Source organism: Streptomyces sp. CNH189 (assembly GCF_000527195.1).
The window spans coordinates 14570-31003 of record NZ_AZUS01000015.1 but is presented as its reverse complement, the minus strand read 5'-3'; the positions used below and the strand labels follow the sequence as shown (position 1 = coordinate 31003).

Here is a 16434-nt window from a genome sequence, read left to right as displayed (position 1 = left end):
TGGGGGTCCTCACCCAGGGTCCCGGCGCGCTCCCGACCGGAGGGTGGGCAGTGTGGCTCGACACGACCGGCTGTACCCGGAGCCGACGGGCGAGGTGCGCATGAGTCTGTCCCTGCGCTTCGCCGCCGGATCGCACAAGGGCATGATCCGGGAGGGCAACGAGGACTCCGGTTACGCCGGTCCCCGCCTGCTCGCCATCGCCGACGGCATGGGCGGCGCCGCCGCCGGTGAGGTCGCCTCCTCCGAGGCGATCTCCACCATCGTCGCCCTCGACGACGACGTGCCCGGCTCCGACCTGCTCACCTCCCTCGGCACGGCCGTCCAGCGCGCCAACGACCAGCTGCGCATGATGGTCGAGGAGGACCCCCAGCTCGAGGGCATGGGCACCACCCTGACCGCCCTGCTGTGGACCGGCCAGCGCCTCGGCATGGTGCATGTCGGTGACTCCCGCGCCTACCTCCTTCGCGACGGCGTCCTCACCCAGATCACCCAGGACCACACCTGGGTGCAGCGTCTGGTGGACGAGGGCCGGATCACCGAGGAGGAGGCCACCACCCACCCGCAGCGGTCCCTGCTGATGCGGGCCCTCGGCAGCGGCGAGCACGTCGAGCCCGACCTCTCCATCCGCGAGGTGCGGGCCGGCGACCGCTACCTGATCTGCTCCGACGGCCTGTCCGGCGTGGTCTCCCACCAGACCCTCGAAGAGGCCCTGGCCAGCTACCAGGGCCCCGAGGAGACGGTGCAGAACCTGATCGAGCTGGCGCTGCGCGGCGGCGGGCCCGACAACATCACGGTGATCGTCGCCGACGTCCTGGACCTCGACACCGGGGACACCCTCGCCGGGCAGCTGTCCGACACCCCGGTCGTGGTCGGCGCCGTCGCCGAGAACCAGAACCAGCCGCACGACAACGGCATCATGCAGACCCCCGCGGGCCGGGCGGCCGGCCTCGGCCGGCGGCGCGGCGGGGGCGGCGGCGAGTTCGGCCCGCCCGGCAGCGGCGACGTCACCGGCTTCATCCAGACCGACGGCTTCGGCTACGGCGACGACGACTTCGTCAAGCCCGCCAAGAACCGCCGGTGGCTGAAGCGGTCCGTGTACAGCCTGCTCGCGCTGGCCGTCATCGGCGCCGGCCTCTACGGCGGCTGGCGCTGGACCCAGACGCAGTACTTCGTCGGCGCCAAGGGCGAGCACGTCGCGCTGTACCGGGGCATCAACCAGGACCTGGCCTGGGTCTCCCTCTCGAAGGTCGAGAAGGACCACCCCGAGATCGAACTCAAGTACCTGCCGCCCTACCAGCGCAAGCAGGTCGAGGCGACCATCGTCGAGGGCGACCTGTACGGCGCCCGGGAGAAGATCGAGGAACTGGCCGTCCAGGCCTCCGCGTGCAAGAAGCAGGCCGAGCGGCGCGCCGCCGCCGGCGAGACCAACGCGCGCACCGGCGCGGGCGAGGCCGGAGGGACCACGGGAACCACTCCCGCGTCCTTCTCGTCCAAGGCATCGCCGTCGCCGAACCCTTCCGACTCGGCGAAGGCCCCTGACCCGGAGCAGTCCACGACCCCGTCCACGACCGCACCCACTACCAGCCCCGGCCCCAGCCTCTCGGAGGAAGAGCAGAAGGTCGTCTCGCTGTGCGGTAAGCAGTAGGCAAGCCGTGAGAGGCCCTGTCACACGATGAGCAGTACTTCCAACCCGTCGACGCAGCACACGTCCACGATCGGTGCCATCGGCGCGCCCAGCCGCCGCAACACCGAGCTGGCGCTGCTCGTGTTCGCCGTCGTCATCCCGGTCTTCGCCTACGCCAACGTGGGTCTCGCCCTCGACGACCAGGTGCCCGCCGGGCTGCTGAGCTACGGCCTGGGCCTCGGCCTGATGGCGGGCCTGGGCCACCTCGCCGTGCGCAAGTTCGCCCCGTACGCGGACCCGCTGCTGCTGCCGCTCGCCACGCTGCTCAACGGTCTGGGACTGGTCGCCATCTGGCGCCTGGACCAGTCCGAGAAGCTCCAGGCGAGCCGAACCTTCGTGGAGGCGGCGCCACGCCAGCTGATGTACTCGGCGATCGGCGTGGCCTTCTTCGTGGCCGTGCTGTTCTTCCTCAAGGACCACCGCGTCCTGCAGCGCTACACCTACATCTCGATGGCCGGCGCGCTGGTGCTGCTGCTTCTGCCGCTGGTCCCGGGCCTCGGCCACAACGTCTTCGGCGCCAAGATCTGGATCAAGATCCCGGGTCTCGGCACGCTCCAGCCCGGTGAGTTCGCCAAGATCGTCCTGGCGGTGTTCTTCGCGGGCTACCTGATGGTGAAGCGCGACGCCCTGGCGCTGGCCAGCCGCCGCTTCATGGGCCTCTACCTGCCCCGCGGCCGTGACCTCGGTCCGATCATCGTGGTCTGGATCATCTCCATCCTGATCCTGGTCTTCGAGACCGACCTCGGTACCTCGCTGCTGTTCTTCGGCATGTTCGTGATCATGCTGTACGTCGCCACCGAGCGGACCAGCTGGATCGTGTTCGGTCTGCTGATGTCCGCGGTCGGCGCCATCGGCGTGGCCAGCTTCGAGCCGCACATCCAGACGCGTGTGCAGGCCTGGCTGAACCCGATGCGCGAGTTCGAGCTGAGCCGCGCCGGCGTCCAGGACGGCATCGTCCACTCCGAGCAGGCCATGCAGGCGCTGTGGGCCTTCGGCTCCGGCGGCACGCTCGGCTCCGGCTGGGGCCAGGGCCACTCCGACCTCATCGGCTTCGCCGCCAACTCCGACTTCATCCTCGCCACCTTCGGCGAGGAGCTGGGCCTGGCCGGCGTCATGGCGCTGCTGCTGCTCTACGCGCTGATCGTGGAGCGGGGCGTGCGCACCGCGCTCGCCGCCCGCGACCCGTTCGGCAAGCTCCTCGCCATCGGCCTCTCCGGCGCCTTCGCGCTCCAGGTCTTCGTGGTGGCCGGCGGTGTCATGGGCCTCATCCCGCTGACCGGTATGACGATGCCCTTCCTCGCGTACGGAGGTTCCTCCGTGATCGCCAACTGGGCGCTGATCGGCATCCTGCTCAGGATCAGCGACACCGCCCGCCGTCCGGCGCCCGCACCCGTCCCCAACCCCGACGCCGAGATGACCCAGGTGGTCCGCCCGTGAACAAGCCCCTGCGCCGGGTCGCCATCTTCTGCGGCCTGCTCATGCTCGCCCTGCTCGTCCGGAACAACTGGATCCAGTACGCCCAGGCCGACAAGCTCCGCACGGACGAGAAGAACCGCCGCGTGGCGATCGAGCGGTACGCCACCCCGCGTGGCGACATCATCGTCGACGGCGAGCCCATCACCGGCCACAAGGCGACCGGCGGCGACTTCGCCTACAAGCGGACGTACAAGGACGGCGCCATGTGGGCGCCGGTCACCGGCTACGTCTCCCAGGCCTTCGGCGCCAACCAGATCGAGTCCATCGAGGACGGCATCCTCACCGGCAACGACGACCGGCTCTTCTTCCGCAACACGCTCGACATGCTGACCGGCAAGAAGAAGCAGGGCGGCAACGTCGTCACCACGCTCAGCGGCGCCGCCCAGAAGGCCGCCTACAACGGTCTGAAGAAGCAGGGCGGCAAGGGTTCCGTCGTCGCCCTGGAGCCGTCCACCGGAAAGATCCTCGCGCTGGCCTCGTACCCGTCGTACGACCCGTCCACGATCGCGGGCAACAGCCTCGAGACGGACTCCAAGGCCTGGCAGAAGCTGCAGAAGAAGAACAACCCGGACGACCCGATGCTCAACCGGGCCCTGCGCGAGGTGTACCCGCCCGGCTCGACCTTCAAGGTCGTCACGGCGGCCGCCGCGCTGGAGCACGGCATGGTCGAGGACGCGGACCAGAAGACCGACACCCCGCTGCCCTACATCATGAAGGGCACCACGACCGAGCTGAAGAACGACGGCGACCTGCCCTGCAAGGACGCCAGCCTCCGCGAGGCGCTCCGTGTCTCCTGCAACACCGTCTTCGGCAAGCTCGGCACCGACCTCGGCAACGACAAGATGCTGGAGACGGCCAAAAAGTTCGGCTTCGGCCAGGAACACTTCACGCCGGTCCGCACCAGCTCCTCCCTGTTCGACAAGGACATGGAGCCGTCACAGGTCGCGCTGTCCTCCATCGGCCAGTTCAACACCGCCGCGACCCCGCTGCAGATGGCCATGGTCGCCTCCGCCGTCGCCAACAACGGCACGCTGATGAAGCCGTACATGGTCGACGAGCTGCAGACGCCGAGCCTCGACACCGTCGAGAAGACGGACCCGGAGGAGCTGAGCGAGCCGCTCTCGCCGGAGAACGCCCAGATCCTCCAGTCGATGATGGAGACGGTCGTCAACGACGGCACCGGAGGCAACGCCAAGATCGACGGTGTCACGGTCGGCGGCAAGACCGGTACCGCCCAGCACGGCGAGAACAACAGCAAGAACCCGTACGCCTGGTTCATCTCCTACGCCAAGACCGGTGACGGGAGCGCGCCCGTCGCCGTGGCGGTCGTCATCGAGGACGAGAACGCGGTGCGAGGTGACATCTCCGGTGGCGGTCTCGCCGCACCGATCGCCAAGAGCGTGATGGAGGCGGTCCTCAAGGGCAAGCAGTGACGCCCATCACGTCTGCCTCACATCGGTGCACGTTGCGGTACCGGTCCTGTATCGGCTGACGTACTTGGCCAGGTCACACAGAACGAGCCGGGTACGGTAGGCCCGGACGGCAGCCTCCGGCGGCACAAGTGTGCTGCCCGGGACCGACGGAGAGGGCTGGTAGGTAGCTATGGAAGAGCCGCGTCGCCTAGGCGGCCGGTACGAGCTGGGCCCGGTGCTCGGCCGTGGTGGCATGGCGGAGGTTTACCACGCACATGACACCAGGCTCGGACGCCAGGTGGCGGTGAAGACGCTGCGCGCGGATCTCGCGCGCGACCCGTCCTTCCAGGCCCGGTTCCGCCGGGAGGCCCAGTCGGCCGCCTCGCTCAACCATCCCGCGATCGTTGCGGTCTACGACACGGGCGAGGACTACATCGACGGGGTCTCCATCCCGTACATCGTCATGGAGTACGTCGACGGCTCCACGCTCCGTGAGCTGCTGCACAGCGGCCGCAAGCTGCTGCCGGAGCGCACGCTGGAGATGACCATCGGCATCCTCCAGGCGCTGGAGTACTCCCACCGGGCCGGCATCGTCCACCGCGACATCAAGCCCGCGAACGTCATGCTGACGCGCAACGGCCAGGTCAAGGTCATGGACTTCGGCATCGCCCGCGCGATGGGCGACTCCGGCATGACGATGACCCAGACCTCGGCGGTCATCGGCACCGCGCAGTACCTCTCGCCGGAGCAGGCCAAGGGCGAACAGGTGGACGCGCGTTCCGACCTGTACTCCACCGGCTGCCTGCTCTACGAGCTGCTGACCGTCCGGCCGCCCTTCGTGGGCGACTCCCCGGTCGCGGTCGCCTACCAGCACGTACGGGAGGAACCGCAGCCGCCGAGCGTCTTCGACCCCGAGATCACGCCCGAGATGGACGCGATCGTGCTGAAGGCGCTGGTCAAGGACCCCGACTACCGCTACCAGTCGGCCGACGAGATGCGCGCCGACATCGAGGCCTGCCTGGACGGCCAGCCCGTCGCGGCGACCGCGGCCATGGGCTCGGTCGGCTACGGCGGCTACCCGGACGACCAGCCGACGACGGCGCTGCGCGCGGACGCCGGCGGGGCCACCTCGATGCTGCCGCCCATGAACCCGGACGACGGCGGTTACGGCTACGACGAGCGCCAGAGCCGTCGCCGCCCGCCGAAGAAGAACAACACCTCCACGATATTGCTGGTCGTGGCAGGTGTGCTGGTCCTGATCGGCGCCGTCCTGATCGGCCGTTGGGCGATCAACGGCAGCGGAGGCGTGGGCAACAGCACCGTCGCGGCCCCGAACTTCGTCGGCGAGACCAGGGCGGCCGCCCAGAAACTCGCCGACAACAGCGACTTGACGTTGACCTTCACCGACAAGCCCTGCGAGAACCAGGCCAAGGGCAACATCTGCTCGCAGAATCCGACGCCCGGGACCAAGGTGGACAAGGAGTCCACCGTCGAGCTGGTGGTCTCCACCGGGGCGCCGAAGGTCGCGGTGCCGAGCGTGATCGGTGACGACATCGACGACGCGAAGGCCGAACTCGAGGGCGAAAAGTACGAGTTCGTCGTCGAGGTCAAGGAAGAGGTGAGCGGTGAGGAGCCGGGCACCGTCACCAAGCAGGACCCGGGTCTCGGCGAAGAGGTCGAGAAGGGCACCACCGTGACCCTCACCGTCGCCAAGGCCGAGGACAAGGCCACGGTCCCGGACGTCGTCACCAAGAGCTGTGACGAGGCCAAGGCACAGATGACGGCGAACGACCTCACCGGCACCTGCGTCGAAGAGGAGACCGACGACCCCAACCTGGTCGGCAAGGTCATCCGCACCTCGCTCCAGGCGAACACGCAGGTCAGCAAGGGCACCGAGGTGCAGATCTTCATCGGCAAGGCGAAGGCGGCCGAGAAGGTGGCCGTGCCCAAGGTCAACGGTCAGCGGCTCGAGGACGCCCAGCGCATGCTCTCGGAGGCGGGACTCTCCGTCGCTGGTGTGCAGGGCCCCAACGATCCCAACGCCCGCGTGATCACCTCAAACCCGCCCCAGGACAGCCCGGTGGACAAGGGCACCGGAGTGACCCTGTTCACGATCGGCGGAGGCGGCGGCGACGGCGGCCTCTTCGGGAACCGCTGACCCGCGGTAGGCACCTCGACGACAGAAGCCCCGGCCCCTCTTCGGAGGGGGCCGGGGCTCTCTTCGTCGGTCCGGGATCTCGGGCGCGGGGCGCCCGGATCAGTTCAGTTCCTCCGGCGGGGTCCTGTTCTCGTCCACCTTCTCCTTGCGGACCAGTTCGCCCCAGACGATGTAGCGGTACTTGCTGGTGTAGATCGGCGTGCAGGTCGTCAGCGTGATGTAGTGGCCGGCCTTCTCGCGGCCGGAATCCGCGGGGACCTTGGCGAGGACGTCGACGTTGTACTTCGAGGTCTCCGGGAGGATGCCGTAGACCTTGTAGACGAACCACGTGTCCTTCGTCTCGAAGACGATCGGGTCGCCCTTCTTGATCTTGTGGATGCCGTGGAACTTGGCGCCGTGGCCGTCCCGGTGCGCGGCGAGGGAGAAGTTGCCCTTCTTGCCGGACGTCGGCAGCGTCGCCTTCACGGGGTCCGTGTAGTAGCCGGCCACGCCGTCGTTGAGGACCTTCATCGACGTGCCCTTCTCCACGAGGATGTCGTCGCCGCTCATCGTGGGCACGTGCAGGAAGCCGATGCCGTTCTTGCTGTCGTAGACGGCGGGTGCGCTCTTGTCGCCGCCACCGGACCCATGGGCCCAGGAGTCGCGCACCTTGTCCGCCTGCCGGTCCGCCGCGCGGTCCGCGACGACGTTCGTCCACCACAGCGAGTACACGACGAACAGGCCGAGCACCACGCCCGCGGTGATGAGCATCTCCCCGAAGAAGCTGATCACCATGGCCACCGGCCCCAGGCGGCGGCGTGCCCTGGGCGGCGGGGACGCGGGCGCGTCGGAGTGCTGTGCGGTGTCGTCGGCGGTCGCTGCCACGTTTCCTCTGCCCTTAACTGACGAGCGCATCCGGCTTGCCCTTGCTGCGCGGCCGTTCCTCGACCATCTGACCCCAGACGATCAAGCGGTACTTGCTGGTGAACTCAGGTGTGCACGTGGTCAGCGTGATGTAGCGGCCGGGCCCGGTGAAGCCCGAACCCTTGGGCACCGGTTCGAGGACGCTCACATTGCTCGGTGGCGTCACCGGCAGCGTCGACGCCGTCTTGTACACGAAGTACGTGTCCTGCGTCTCCACCACGATCGGATCGCCCGGCGCCAGCCGGTTGATGTACCGGAACGGCTCCCCGTGCGTGTTGCGGTGGCCCGCGAGCCCGAAGTTCCCGGTCTTCGCGTCCGGCATCGCCGTCTTCAGCGCGCCCTCCGCGTAGTGGCCGACCATGCCCCGGTCGAGGACCTTCTTGCTGCTGATGCCCTCGGCGATCGGCACCACCACGTCCAGCTTGGGTATGTGCAGCAGCGCGAAGCCCTGCCCCGGCTCGAACGCCCCCGGTTTGCGTTCGCCGTTCGCCCAGTCCTGCTGGAGGTCGCTGGCCTCCTTGCCCGCCTGCGCGTGCGCGCGCACGTTCGTCCACCACAGCTGGTAGGTGACGAACAGCAGCATCAGCACGCCGGTGGTGATGAACACCTCGCCGATGGCCCGGCTCGCGACGACCGCCGGGCTCGCCCTGCGCGCCCGCGCCTGCCGACGCGCCTCGACACGGGACAGCGGCGCCCGTGACGCCCCCTCAGAGGCACTGTCGCGTCCCTGTCCGGCAGATGCCCCGTCGGCGGCCTTGTGGGAGCCTCCACGGCGCCCCTGCCGCTTCCTGGCCGCCTTCCTGCGGGCCGCCCGGCCCCCCGGAGCCGGAGCTTCCTCGCGTACCGCGCGCTCCGGCGGGTCCGGGATGCGCAGCGCGACGGTCTCCTCGTCGATGGGCGGCAGCCGCGTGGTGGCGTCGTCGGCGGCGCCCCCGTAGGGGTCGGGCGTCGCCGCCCCGCCGTACCAGCCGTCCCCGTGCGCGCCCTGGACCTCGTACGGCTGCCCGCCGTACGAGGTGCCCTGGTCGCCGGCGCCGTACCCATGGGCGCCGGACTCGCGCTCGGGGCGCAGCGCGGTCACGCCGAGGACCTGCCCACCACCGGGGCGAGCCCCGCGGATCTCGCCACAGCCTCCGTGTCACCGCACTCCGCGAGCCAGTTGGCCAGCATCCGGTGGCCGTGCTCGGTCAGCACCGACTCGGGGTGGAACTGCACCCCCTCCACCAGGAGTTCACGGTGCCTCAGCCCCATCACGATGCCGTCCGCGGTACGGGCCGTGACCTCCAGCTCCGCCGGGACCGTGGCCGGCTCGGCGGCCAGCGAGTGGTAGCGGGTGGCCGTGAACGGGGAGGGCAGCCCGGCGAAGACGCCCTTGCCCTCGTGCGTCACCAGGGAGGTCTTGCCGTGCAGCAACTCGGGGGCGCGGTCGACCACGCCGCCGTACGCCACCTGCATCGACTGCATGCCCAGGCAGACGCCGAAGACCGGCACCCCGGTCGCGGCGCAGTGGCGCACCATGTCCACGCAGACCCCGGCCTCTTCGGGGGTGCCGGGGCCCGGGGACAGCAGCACGCCGTCGAAGCCGTCCTGGGCGTGGCCCGTCGACACCTCGTCGTTGCGCAGGACCTCGCACTCGGCACCCAGCTGGTACAGGTACTGGACGAGGTTGAAGACGAAGCTGTCGTAGTTGTCGACGACGAGAATGCGCGCGCTCACTGGTTGTCCACCGTCACATCGTTGAAGGGCAGCAGCGGCTCCGCCCACGGGAAGACGTACTGGAAGAGGACGTAGACCACGACGGTGATCAGCACGAGTGAGATGAGTGCCCTCACCCATCCGTTGCCCGGCAGATGCCGCCAGATCCAGCTGTACATGCCGTCCCTTCCGTCGTACCACGGCACCAGACCCACGCCGTACGCCACCAGACTAACGGCGCAACGCCCTCTGTTTCCCGGCCTCCACAGGCTGTGTGACAAGCCGACCGGCAGGCCGCGTGCACCTCTGAGTACGTGCCGCGGGGCCGATCGCCTCGATCGGGCCCGCATGTTCCACGTGAAACCACGGACGGGCTGGACGAGCGGGCCCGGACCGGGTGCTAGTCGACGGGTTCCGCGTAGTGCAGGTCCACCGTGCCGGAGTAACCGGGCAGCGTCTTGGTGCCCTCGTCCTCGACCTTCCAGCCGAGGCCGTAGACGTTGACGTACACCATGTAGTTCTGGATCGCCGGTGAGGCGGCGAGCGCCTTCTTCAGCTTCTCCGGCTCCCCGACCGCGGTGATCGTGTAAGGCGGCGAGTAGACGCGGCCCTGAAGGATCAGGGTGTTGCCCACACACCGCACCGCGCTGGTGGAGATCAGCCGCTGGTCCATCACCTGGATGCCCTCGGCGCCGCCCTGCCACATCGCGTTCACCACGGCCTGGAGGTCCTGCTGGTGGATGACCAGGTAGTCCGGCTGCGGTTCGGGATAGCCCGGGAGCTTGGCGGTGGCGTCCGGCGGGGCGTCGTTCAGGGTGACCGTGATCGCCTTGCCCTTCAGCTCCTGCGTGCCGGCGCGCTCCTCCAGCTCGGCGAGCTTGGCGTCCTCCGCCTCGGTGCTGCCGTCGTCCCGCTCGGCGAGGGCCTCGACGTCCTTGCGCAGGGCGCCGTTGGACTCGTCCAGCTCGCCGTTCTTGCGGCTGCGTTCGTGGATCAGGTCCGAGAGCTTCAGCATTGAGGCGTCGGTGCGGATGTTGGTGCCCTTGGCCGTGTCGAAGCTGATGAAGAAGAGAAGGCCCGCGAGGGCGAAGATGCCCGCGGTGAGCACCCGCACCGGCCGCACACGGCGCGGGCGGGGTGCGGGACTGGATTCCGTCCCCGGGAAGTCGGCAGAATTGCTCAACGTACCCTTATCTCCTTCGGCGCCGCGGAAGCACTACGCTAACGGACGCCCGGGGGAGCACTCGGAGTCCCCTTGTACGCTGCCCCGAGCCCGACCCAGACCCTGCGCGGCCACGCAGCGCATCGACAGGAGAGACCCTCGTGCCGAAGTCACGTATCCGCAAGAAGGCCGACTACACGCCGCCTCCGGCCAAGCAGACGGCCGCGATCAAGCTGACCAACCGCGCCTGGGTCGCGCCGGTGATGCTGGCCCTGTTCCTCATCGGCCTGGCCTGGATCGTCGTGTTCTACGTCACCGACGGCTCGCTGCCCATCGACGCGCTGGGCAACTGGAACATCGTGGTGGGCTTCGGCTTCATCGCCGCCGGGTTCGGCGTCTCCACGCAGTGGAAGTAGCGCCGGACCGGACGCGGAGCGCGCCCACCAGTCACTGAGCGCAGCCCTGCCCGGAGGGGTTCCCTCAGCTCTGGGCAGGGCTATCCCCTGAGTTATCCACAGCCCTTGTCCACATGTGGACAGGGAACCCGATCTGTGGATAACCCCCTCCGAGGTTGACGCCGGTGTGACAGAAACACCACCAACCGAAAACCTGTTCGCATGCGGGTTGACCTGCACAAAGAGCGGTCGGCAACCACGCTCGGTGACCTCGTCGCACCCTATGCACAAGATCCGGCACCGTCTGTGGACAAACACCGGCTCAGGTGAGCTGCGCGGTCCTCAACAGGGTGATCAGCACGACCGCCGCCAGCACCACCGCACAGGCTCCGTACTGCACCAGCGCCCGCCGCTCACGCGGGGCGTGCACCATCGCGTAGCCGATGGCGGCACCGGCGACCAGCCCGCCGATGTGAGCCTCCCAGGCGATGCCGCTCCACCCGAAGGTGAAGACAAGGTTGATCACCAGCAGGGCGATGATCGGCCGCATGTCCTGGCGGAGCCGGCGCATCAGCACGGCGGTGGCACCGAACAGTCCGAAGACGGCACCGGACGCACCCAGCGAGGCGGAGGTCCCCGCAGCCAGCAGATAGGTCAGGGCGCCGCCGGCCAGGCCGGAGATCAGATAGAGCGCGAGATAACGCGCCCGGCCCAGATGCTGTTCCAGCGGCCCGCCCAGCCACCACAGGCCGAGCATGTTGAAGCCGATGTGCCAGAACTCCTCGTGCGTGAACATCGAGGTCAGCAGGCGGTACCACTCGCCCTCCGCCACGCCCTGGGTCGGCAGGAACGGCGCCGGCGGCCAGGTGCCCACCAGAACGAGATCGTTCAGCAGCGACGACTGGATGTTCACGGCCAGGAAGACCGCCAGGTTGATCCCGATGAGGATCTTCGTCACCAGCCGGGGGTCCGCCGCGACGCTCCCGCCGGCCAGCGTGCGGGGCGCGGAGGCGGACGGCGCGTGGCCGGTGCCCCCTCCACCGCGGACGCATTCCGGGCACTGGAATCCCACGGACGCGTCGACCATGCACTCCGGACAGATCGGCCGCTCGCACCGGGTGCAGCGGACACCGGTCTCACGGTCCGGATGGCGGTAGCAGCCAGGGGCGCGCCCGGCGTCCTGAGCGCTGCCGGCGGCCTGGTCGTCCATGAGATCCCCTAGGTCGTTGGAAAAACCCCGCCCCGCCCATCCTTACGGATGAGCGGGGCGATTGGTTCCCTTCGAGGCTTTCGCCCTCAGGGGACGAGCGGTCAGCCCTCGTTGATCTCGACCGACTCGATGACCACGTCGTTCACCGGGCGGTCGGTGCGCGGGTTGGTCTGCGCCGACGCGATGGCGTCGATGACCTTCTGGCTCGCCCCGTCGGTGACCTCACCGAAGATCGTGTGCTTGCGGTTCAGCCAGGCCGTCGGGGCGACGGTGATGAAGAACTGCGAGCCGTTGGTGCCCGGGCCGGCGTTGGCCATCGCCAGCAGGTAGGGCTTGTCGAAGCGCAGGTCCGGGTGGAACTCGTCCTCGAACTTGTAGCCGGGGCCGCCGGTGCCGTTGCCCAGCGGGTCACCGCCCTGGATCATGAAGCCACTGATCACCCGGTGGAAGACCGTGCCGTCGTAGAGCTTGTCCGTGGACTTCTGGCCGGTCTGGGGGTGGGTCCACTCCCGCTCGCCCTTGGCGAGCTCGACGAAGTTCTTGACCGTCTTCGGCGCCTGGTCCGGGAAGAGCCGAACCTGGATGTCGCCGTGATTGGTCTTCAGGGTGGCGTAGAGCTGCGTAGCCACGATGTGCCTTCCGTTGTCTTTCCGTGACTCCCTGATCCTCGCACGGACCGGGCGTCGAGTCGCCCGGCCTTCGTGCACAGAGGGGGCCTCCGGACCTCGTCGCTCACGAAAGCCGTCACGAGTCCTCCCGTGACGGGGGCACATCGCACCGATCCGTGGCATCGTCGGCGACAAGCACCCGTTGCACCGTATTCGTCCGCTTGCCCTCGATATCGCCGTTCCCGAGATCGCCGTCGGTCGCCGAGGACGGCACCCGTTCGCCCGTCCACGCATGCCGCGTGGCGACCCGGCAGGCATGATCCGTAAAAGGGTGGAAAGTCGAAATACCGTACGCCACCGAGGAGGAGGAACTCGTGACCCGCATCGACAGCGTGCGCGCCGCGACCGGTTCGGCGAAGGACAGCGTGCTGCACGCCGCGGAAGTGGTGGCGCCCTACGCCGACACGGCCAAGGTCAGGGCCGCGCACTACGCACAGGAGGCCCGCGTACGGCTCGCGCCCAAGGTGACGCAGGCCGCAGGACAGGCCCGCGTCCAGTACGGCACCCATGTGCAGCCGTATCTGGAGCAGGCCCGGACCCATATGCCGCCGAAGGTCGACCAGGCCGCCCAGCAGGCCGCCGTCCGTACACGCCTGGCCGCTCGCCAGGCCGCGGAGTATTCGCGGCCGGTGATCGAACAGGCGGTGGCCGCCGCCGGACCGGCGCGCGAGGAGGCCGCGGCCCGCAGCGCGGCCGCTCTCGCCGCCCTGCGGGGCCAGGTATCGGCCCAGCAGATCCAGAAGCTCGTGCGCAAGCAGCAGCGGCGGGCGAAGGCCGGCCGTGCCGCGAAGATGGTCCTGATCCTGGGGGCCGTGGCCGGCGGAGCCTTCGCCGCCTGGAAGTGGTGGGACAAGCAGGCCAACCCGGACTGGCTGGTGGAACCGCCGGCCGCGACGGACGTGTCCGGCTCGACCACCCTGACATCGGTCGACGGCAGCGACGTGGGCGCCCTGGATCCGGAGGTCGAGGCCAAGGAGGCCGAGGAAGAGGCCGCCAAGCGCGACGAGACCTGACGGCCGTCAGTACCCCCGCACGACGCGAACGGCGCGGTGGGTCAGAGGACTTGAGCCTCTGACCCACCGCGCCGTTTCACGTGAAACGAGACCCCTCGCACCGCGTTTCCGCAGGTGGAGGGGGATTCTCCGTGGAGCCTAGGGGAGTCGAACCCCTGACATCTGCCATGCAAAGACAGCGCTCTACCAACTGAGCTAAGGCCCCGGAAGGAAAGCGTCCACCAGGAGAAACACGTCCCGGCGGGCGCCCGACACCAGAGTACCGGGTCCCCCCGGGGGTTCCGCAAAAAGATTGGGGGTCCCCGTGACCAACCACTCTCCGTAAGATGCTCCGCGTGGTTCGCTCTAGCGAACCCACGGTTCATGGGGAAGCGATGGGGAGACGCAATGGACGCCGCACAGCAGGAAGCCACCGCCAGAGCGCGGGAACTGCAGCGGAATTGGTACGGGGAGCCGCTGGGGGCGCTCTTCCGTAGGCTCATAGACGACCTGGGCCTCAATCAGGCCCGGCTGGCAGGGGTCCTGGGACTGTCCGCACCGATGCTGTCGCAGCTGATGAGCGGCCAGCGGGCCAAGATCGGCAACCCGGCCGTGGTCCAGCGCGTGCAGCTGCTGCAGGCCCTGGCGGGGCAGGTGGCCGACGGCAGCGTGAGCGCCGCCGAGGCGACCGAGCGCATGGAGGAGATCAAGAAGTCCCAGGGGGGATCCGTGCTCACCAACACCACGACGAGTACCACCAGTTCGGGTGCGCCCACGGTGAAGCGCGTGGTCCGTGAGATCCAGTCCCTGTTGCGTTCGGTGGCGGCCGCCGGCGACATCATCGAGGCCGCCGACACCCTGGCGCCCTCTCATCCCGAGCTGGCGGAGTTCCTCCGGGTCTACGGAGCCGGCCGCACGTCCGACGCGGTCACGCACTACCAGTCCCACCAGAACTGACGCACCTCCCGGCGGCCGAAGGGGGTTCGGCCGCCGGTGACACGTGCGACGGAGGAGAAGCGGGCCAGAAGCGGGGGCTCAGGGGGAGTCGTGTCGCTCGTCGTGGGGGAGAGACAGGGGGACACCTCAGGGGGAGGAGCGACGTACAGCCATGGGTGAGGTCTTCGCCGGCCGGTACGAGCTGGTCGACCCGATCGGACGCGGGGGCGTCGGAGCCGTCTGGCGCGCCTGGGACCACCGCCGCCGCCGCTATGTGGCGGCGAAGGTCCTGCTGCAGAGCGACGCCCATTCGCTGTTGCGTTTCGTGCGCGAGCAGGCGTTACGGATCGACCATCCCCAGGTCCTCGCCCCCACCAGCTGGGCCGCCGACGACGACAAGGTCCTGTTCACCATGGATCTGGTCGCCGGAGGGTCCCTGGTCCACCTGGTCGGCGACTACGGACCGCTGCCGCCCCCGTTCGTCTGCACCCTGCTCGACCAGTTGCTCGCGGGACTCGCGGCAGTGCACGCGGAGGACGTGGTGCACCGCGACGTCAAGCCCGCCAACGTGCTCCTCGAGGCCACCGGCACAGGCAGGCCCAGGCTGCGGCTGTCGGACTTCGGCATCGCGATGCGGCTGGGCGAGCCCCGGCTGACCGAGACCAACCTGGTGGTCGGCACACCGGGGTATCTGGCCCCGGAGCAGATGATGGGCGCCGAACCGGACTTCCCCGCCGACCTGTTCGCCGTGGGCCTGGTCGCGCTGTATCTGCTCGAGGGCGCGAAACCGGACGCCAAGGCCCTCATCCAGTACTTCGCCGACCACGGGACGCCCGGGGCACCCCAGGGCATCCCCGAGCCGCTGTGGCAGGTCGTGGCCACCCTGCTCCAGCCCGATCCGGAGGCCCGCTTCCGCACGGCCACCGGGGCGCGCAAGGCGCTCGCCTCGGCCGCGGAGCTGCTGCCGGAGCCGGGGCCCGACGACGAGCTGATCGAGATCTTCGACCAACTGGGTCCGCTGCCATCCGGTTTCGCCCTCGAAGGCCCGCTGCGGAAGGCGTCCGGGCTGCGTCCGGGGGTGGGCGACCCGACGGGAGAAGGTGCTGCCACGAGCGGCAGACTTGGGACGCCCAAAGCAGCTCCGCCCGGAACAGCTCCGCCCGGAGCCGAGGAGACGACCGACTCCGTGGTGGGCGGCCCGCCCGAACCGGCTCCCGTCGATCCGCGCCAGGGCACCACCGGCTCCCCCACGACGCCACCGGGCGCCGTCCCGCAGCCCGGGGGCATGTCGGACACCGGCAGCTTTCCCCTGCCGCCGCCCGAGGCCGCCGCGCCCGCTGCGCCCTCCGTCTTCACCTGGGCAGGGCCGCCCTCCGTGCCCGCGTCTCCCTCCCCCGAGCGCCCTTCTCAGCCCCCGCGGTACGCGCCTCATCCCCCGTACAACGGCCACCAGCAGCCGGCGCCCGGCGTCTCCCCCTACGAACCCACCCATCCGCCCCGCTCCCCCCTGCCACAACCGCCCGTGCGTCCCGAGGTCCCCACTGCTGAATACACCGCCGAGTCCTCGCGGGTTCCGCCTCGGGACACTGTTCCGGCGCCGCACACGGCAGGCCCCCGGTCGCACCGCCGACGCGGCAGCCGCCGGCCCGGTCCTCCGGCGCGGGTGACCGTGCCCGTCCTGCTGCTGGCCCTGGCCTGTTACGCCGTGGGGTTCTGGGCCCTCACCCGCATCTGAACCTTGGG

The 16434-nt window shown here is 69.4% G+C and carries 15 protein-coding genes and 1 tRNA gene; 8 read left to right on the top strand and 8 right to left on the bottom strand.

Features of this window, described 5'->3' with window-relative positions:
- Positions 1-100: 100 nt before the first annotated feature.
- The 4 genes from B100_RS0120515 to pknB all read left to right on the top strand — a co-directional run bounded on the left by B100_RS0120515 (position 101) and on the right by pknB (position 6730).
- Positions 101-1645, top strand: coding sequence for a Stp1/IreP family PP2C-type Ser/Thr phosphatase (locus tag B100_RS0120515; protein ID WP_037723180.1), 1545 nt, complete (start codon positions 101-103; stop codon positions 1643-1645).
- Positions 1646-1672: 27 nt separating this feature from the next.
- Entirely contained in the window at positions 1673-3121 is a 1449-nt protein-coding gene (locus tag B100_RS0120510; RefSeq protein WP_024886295.1) for an FtsW/RodA/SpoVE family cell cycle protein, read from the top strand.
- On the top strand, positions 3118-4593 hold the full coding sequence (locus tag B100_RS0120505) for a peptidoglycan D,D-transpeptidase FtsI family protein (RefSeq protein ID WP_024886294.1): 1476 nt from the start codon (positions 3118-3120) through the stop codon (positions 4591-4593). The genes B100_RS0120510 and B100_RS0120505 overlap by 4 nt, the downstream gene beginning before the upstream one ends.
- Before the next feature lie 169 nt (positions 4594-4762).
- Positions 4763-6730, top strand: a complete 1968-nt coding sequence (pknB, locus tag B100_RS0120500) for a Stk1 family PASTA domain-containing Ser/Thr kinase (protein ID WP_024886293.1) — start codon at positions 4763-4765, stop codon at positions 6728-6730.
- Between the two features lie 99 nt (positions 6731-6829).
- Here pknB and B100_RS0120495 read toward each other — a convergent pair whose 3' ends face one another.
- From B100_RS0120495 to B100_RS0120475, 5 genes are all read right to left on the bottom strand, one after another.
- Entirely contained in the window at positions 6830-7594 is a 765-nt protein-coding gene (locus tag B100_RS0120495) for a class E sortase (RefSeq protein ID WP_024886292.1), read from the bottom strand.
- 13 nt (positions 7595-7607) lie between these two features.
- Positions 7608-8714, bottom strand: coding sequence for a class E sortase (locus tag B100_RS0120490; protein ID WP_024886291.1), 1107 nt, complete (start codon positions 8712-8714; stop codon positions 7608-7610).
- The gene (locus tag B100_RS0120485) at positions 8711-9349 is read right to left on the bottom strand and encodes an aminodeoxychorismate/anthranilate synthase component II (RefSeq protein WP_024886290.1); all 639 of its coding nucleotides are present in this window, start codon (positions 9347-9349) and stop codon (positions 8711-8713) included. The genes B100_RS0120490 and B100_RS0120485 overlap by 4 nt, the downstream gene beginning before the upstream one ends.
- Positions 9346-9507: a hypothetical protein gene (locus B100_RS0120480; protein ID WP_156700673.1), complete on the bottom strand. Its 162-nt coding sequence runs from the start codon at positions 9505-9507 to the stop codon at positions 9346-9348. Before B100_RS0120480 ends, B100_RS0120485 begins: the two co-directional genes overlap by 4 nt.
- 221 nt (positions 9508-9728) lie before the next feature.
- Positions 9729-10511 carry a DUF881 domain-containing protein gene (locus tag B100_RS0120475; RefSeq protein ID WP_024886288.1) on the bottom strand — a complete coding sequence of 261 codons (783 nt, stop codon included), beginning with the start codon at positions 10509-10511 and terminating at the stop codon, positions 9729-9731.
- A 140-nt stretch (positions 10512-10651) separates the two neighbouring features.
- Here B100_RS0120475 and crgA point away from each other — a divergent pair, with 140 nt between their 5' ends.
- Positions 10652-10906 carry a cell division protein CrgA gene (crgA, locus tag B100_RS0120470; protein WP_024886287.1) on the top strand — a complete coding sequence of 85 codons (255 nt, stop codon included), beginning with the start codon at positions 10652-10654 and terminating at the stop codon, positions 10904-10906.
- Positions 10907-11207: 301 nt separating this feature from the next.
- Here crgA and B100_RS0120465 read toward each other — a convergent pair whose 3' ends face one another.
- Entirely contained in the window at positions 11208-12095 is an 888-nt protein-coding gene (locus B100_RS0120465; protein WP_024886286.1) for a rhomboid family intramembrane serine protease, read from the bottom strand.
- Between the two features lie 101 nt (positions 12096-12196).
- Complete coding sequence (locus tag B100_RS0120460) at positions 12197-12724, bottom strand: peptidylprolyl isomerase (protein WP_024886285.1); 528 nt, start codon at positions 12722-12724, stop codon at positions 12197-12199.
- Positions 12725-13077: 353 nt separating this feature from the next.
- Here B100_RS0120460 and B100_RS0120455 point away from each other — a divergent pair, with 353 nt between their 5' ends.
- Positions 13078-13776 (top strand): DUF5324 family protein, encoded by a 699-nt coding sequence (locus B100_RS0120455; RefSeq protein WP_024886284.1) that lies wholly within the window; start codon positions 13078-13080, stop codon positions 13774-13776.
- Between the two features lie 132 nt (positions 13777-13908).
- Here B100_RS0120455 and B100_RS0120450 read toward each other — a convergent pair.
- Positions 13909-13981, bottom strand: a tRNA-Ala gene (locus B100_RS0120450).
- 182 nt (positions 13982-14163) lie between these two features.
- Here B100_RS0120450 and B100_RS0120445 point away from each other — a divergent pair.
- Both B100_RS0120445 and B100_RS0120440 read left to right on the top strand, forming a co-directional pair.
- Positions 14164-14712 (top strand): DNA-binding protein, encoded by a 549-nt coding sequence (locus B100_RS0120445; RefSeq protein WP_024886283.1) that lies wholly within the window; start codon positions 14164-14166, stop codon positions 14710-14712.
- 151 nt (positions 14713-14863) lie between these two features.
- Positions 14864-16426 (top strand): serine/threonine-protein kinase, encoded by a 1563-nt coding sequence (locus B100_RS0120440; protein ID WP_024886282.1) that lies wholly within the window; start codon positions 14864-14866, stop codon positions 16424-16426.
- The last annotated feature ends 8 nt before the right edge of the window (positions 16427-16434 follow it).

What these genes read in the sequence shown, in the direction of transcription:
- B100_RS0120515 (WP_037723180.1), top strand. Translation starts at nt 101, where the DNA reads ATGAGTCTGTCCCTGCGCTTCGCCGCCGGATCGCACAAGGGCATGATC.
- B100_RS0120510 (WP_024886295.1), top strand. Translation starts at nt 1,673, where the DNA reads ATGAGCAGTACTTCCAACCCGTCGACGCAGCACACGTCCACGATCGGT.
- pknB (WP_024886293.1), top strand. Translation starts at nt 4,763, where the DNA reads ATGGAAGAGCCGCGTCGCCTAGGCGGCCGGTACGAGCTGGGCCCGGTG.
- B100_RS0120480 (WP_156700673.1), bottom strand. Translation starts at nt 9,507, where the DNA reads ATGTACAGCTGGATCTGGCGGCATCTGCCGGGCAACGGATGGGTGAGG.
- B100_RS0120465 (WP_024886286.1), bottom strand. Translation starts at nt 12,095, where the DNA reads ATGGACGACCAGGCCGCCGGCAGCGCTCAGGACGCCGGGCGCGCCCCT.
- B100_RS0120445 (WP_024886283.1), top strand. Translation starts at nt 14,164, where the DNA reads ATGGACGCCGCACAGCAGGAAGCCACCGCCAGAGCGCGGGAACTGCAG.
- B100_RS0120440 (WP_024886282.1), top strand. Translation starts at nt 14,864, where the DNA reads ATGGGTGAGGTCTTCGCCGGCCGGTACGAGCTGGTCGACCCGATCGGA.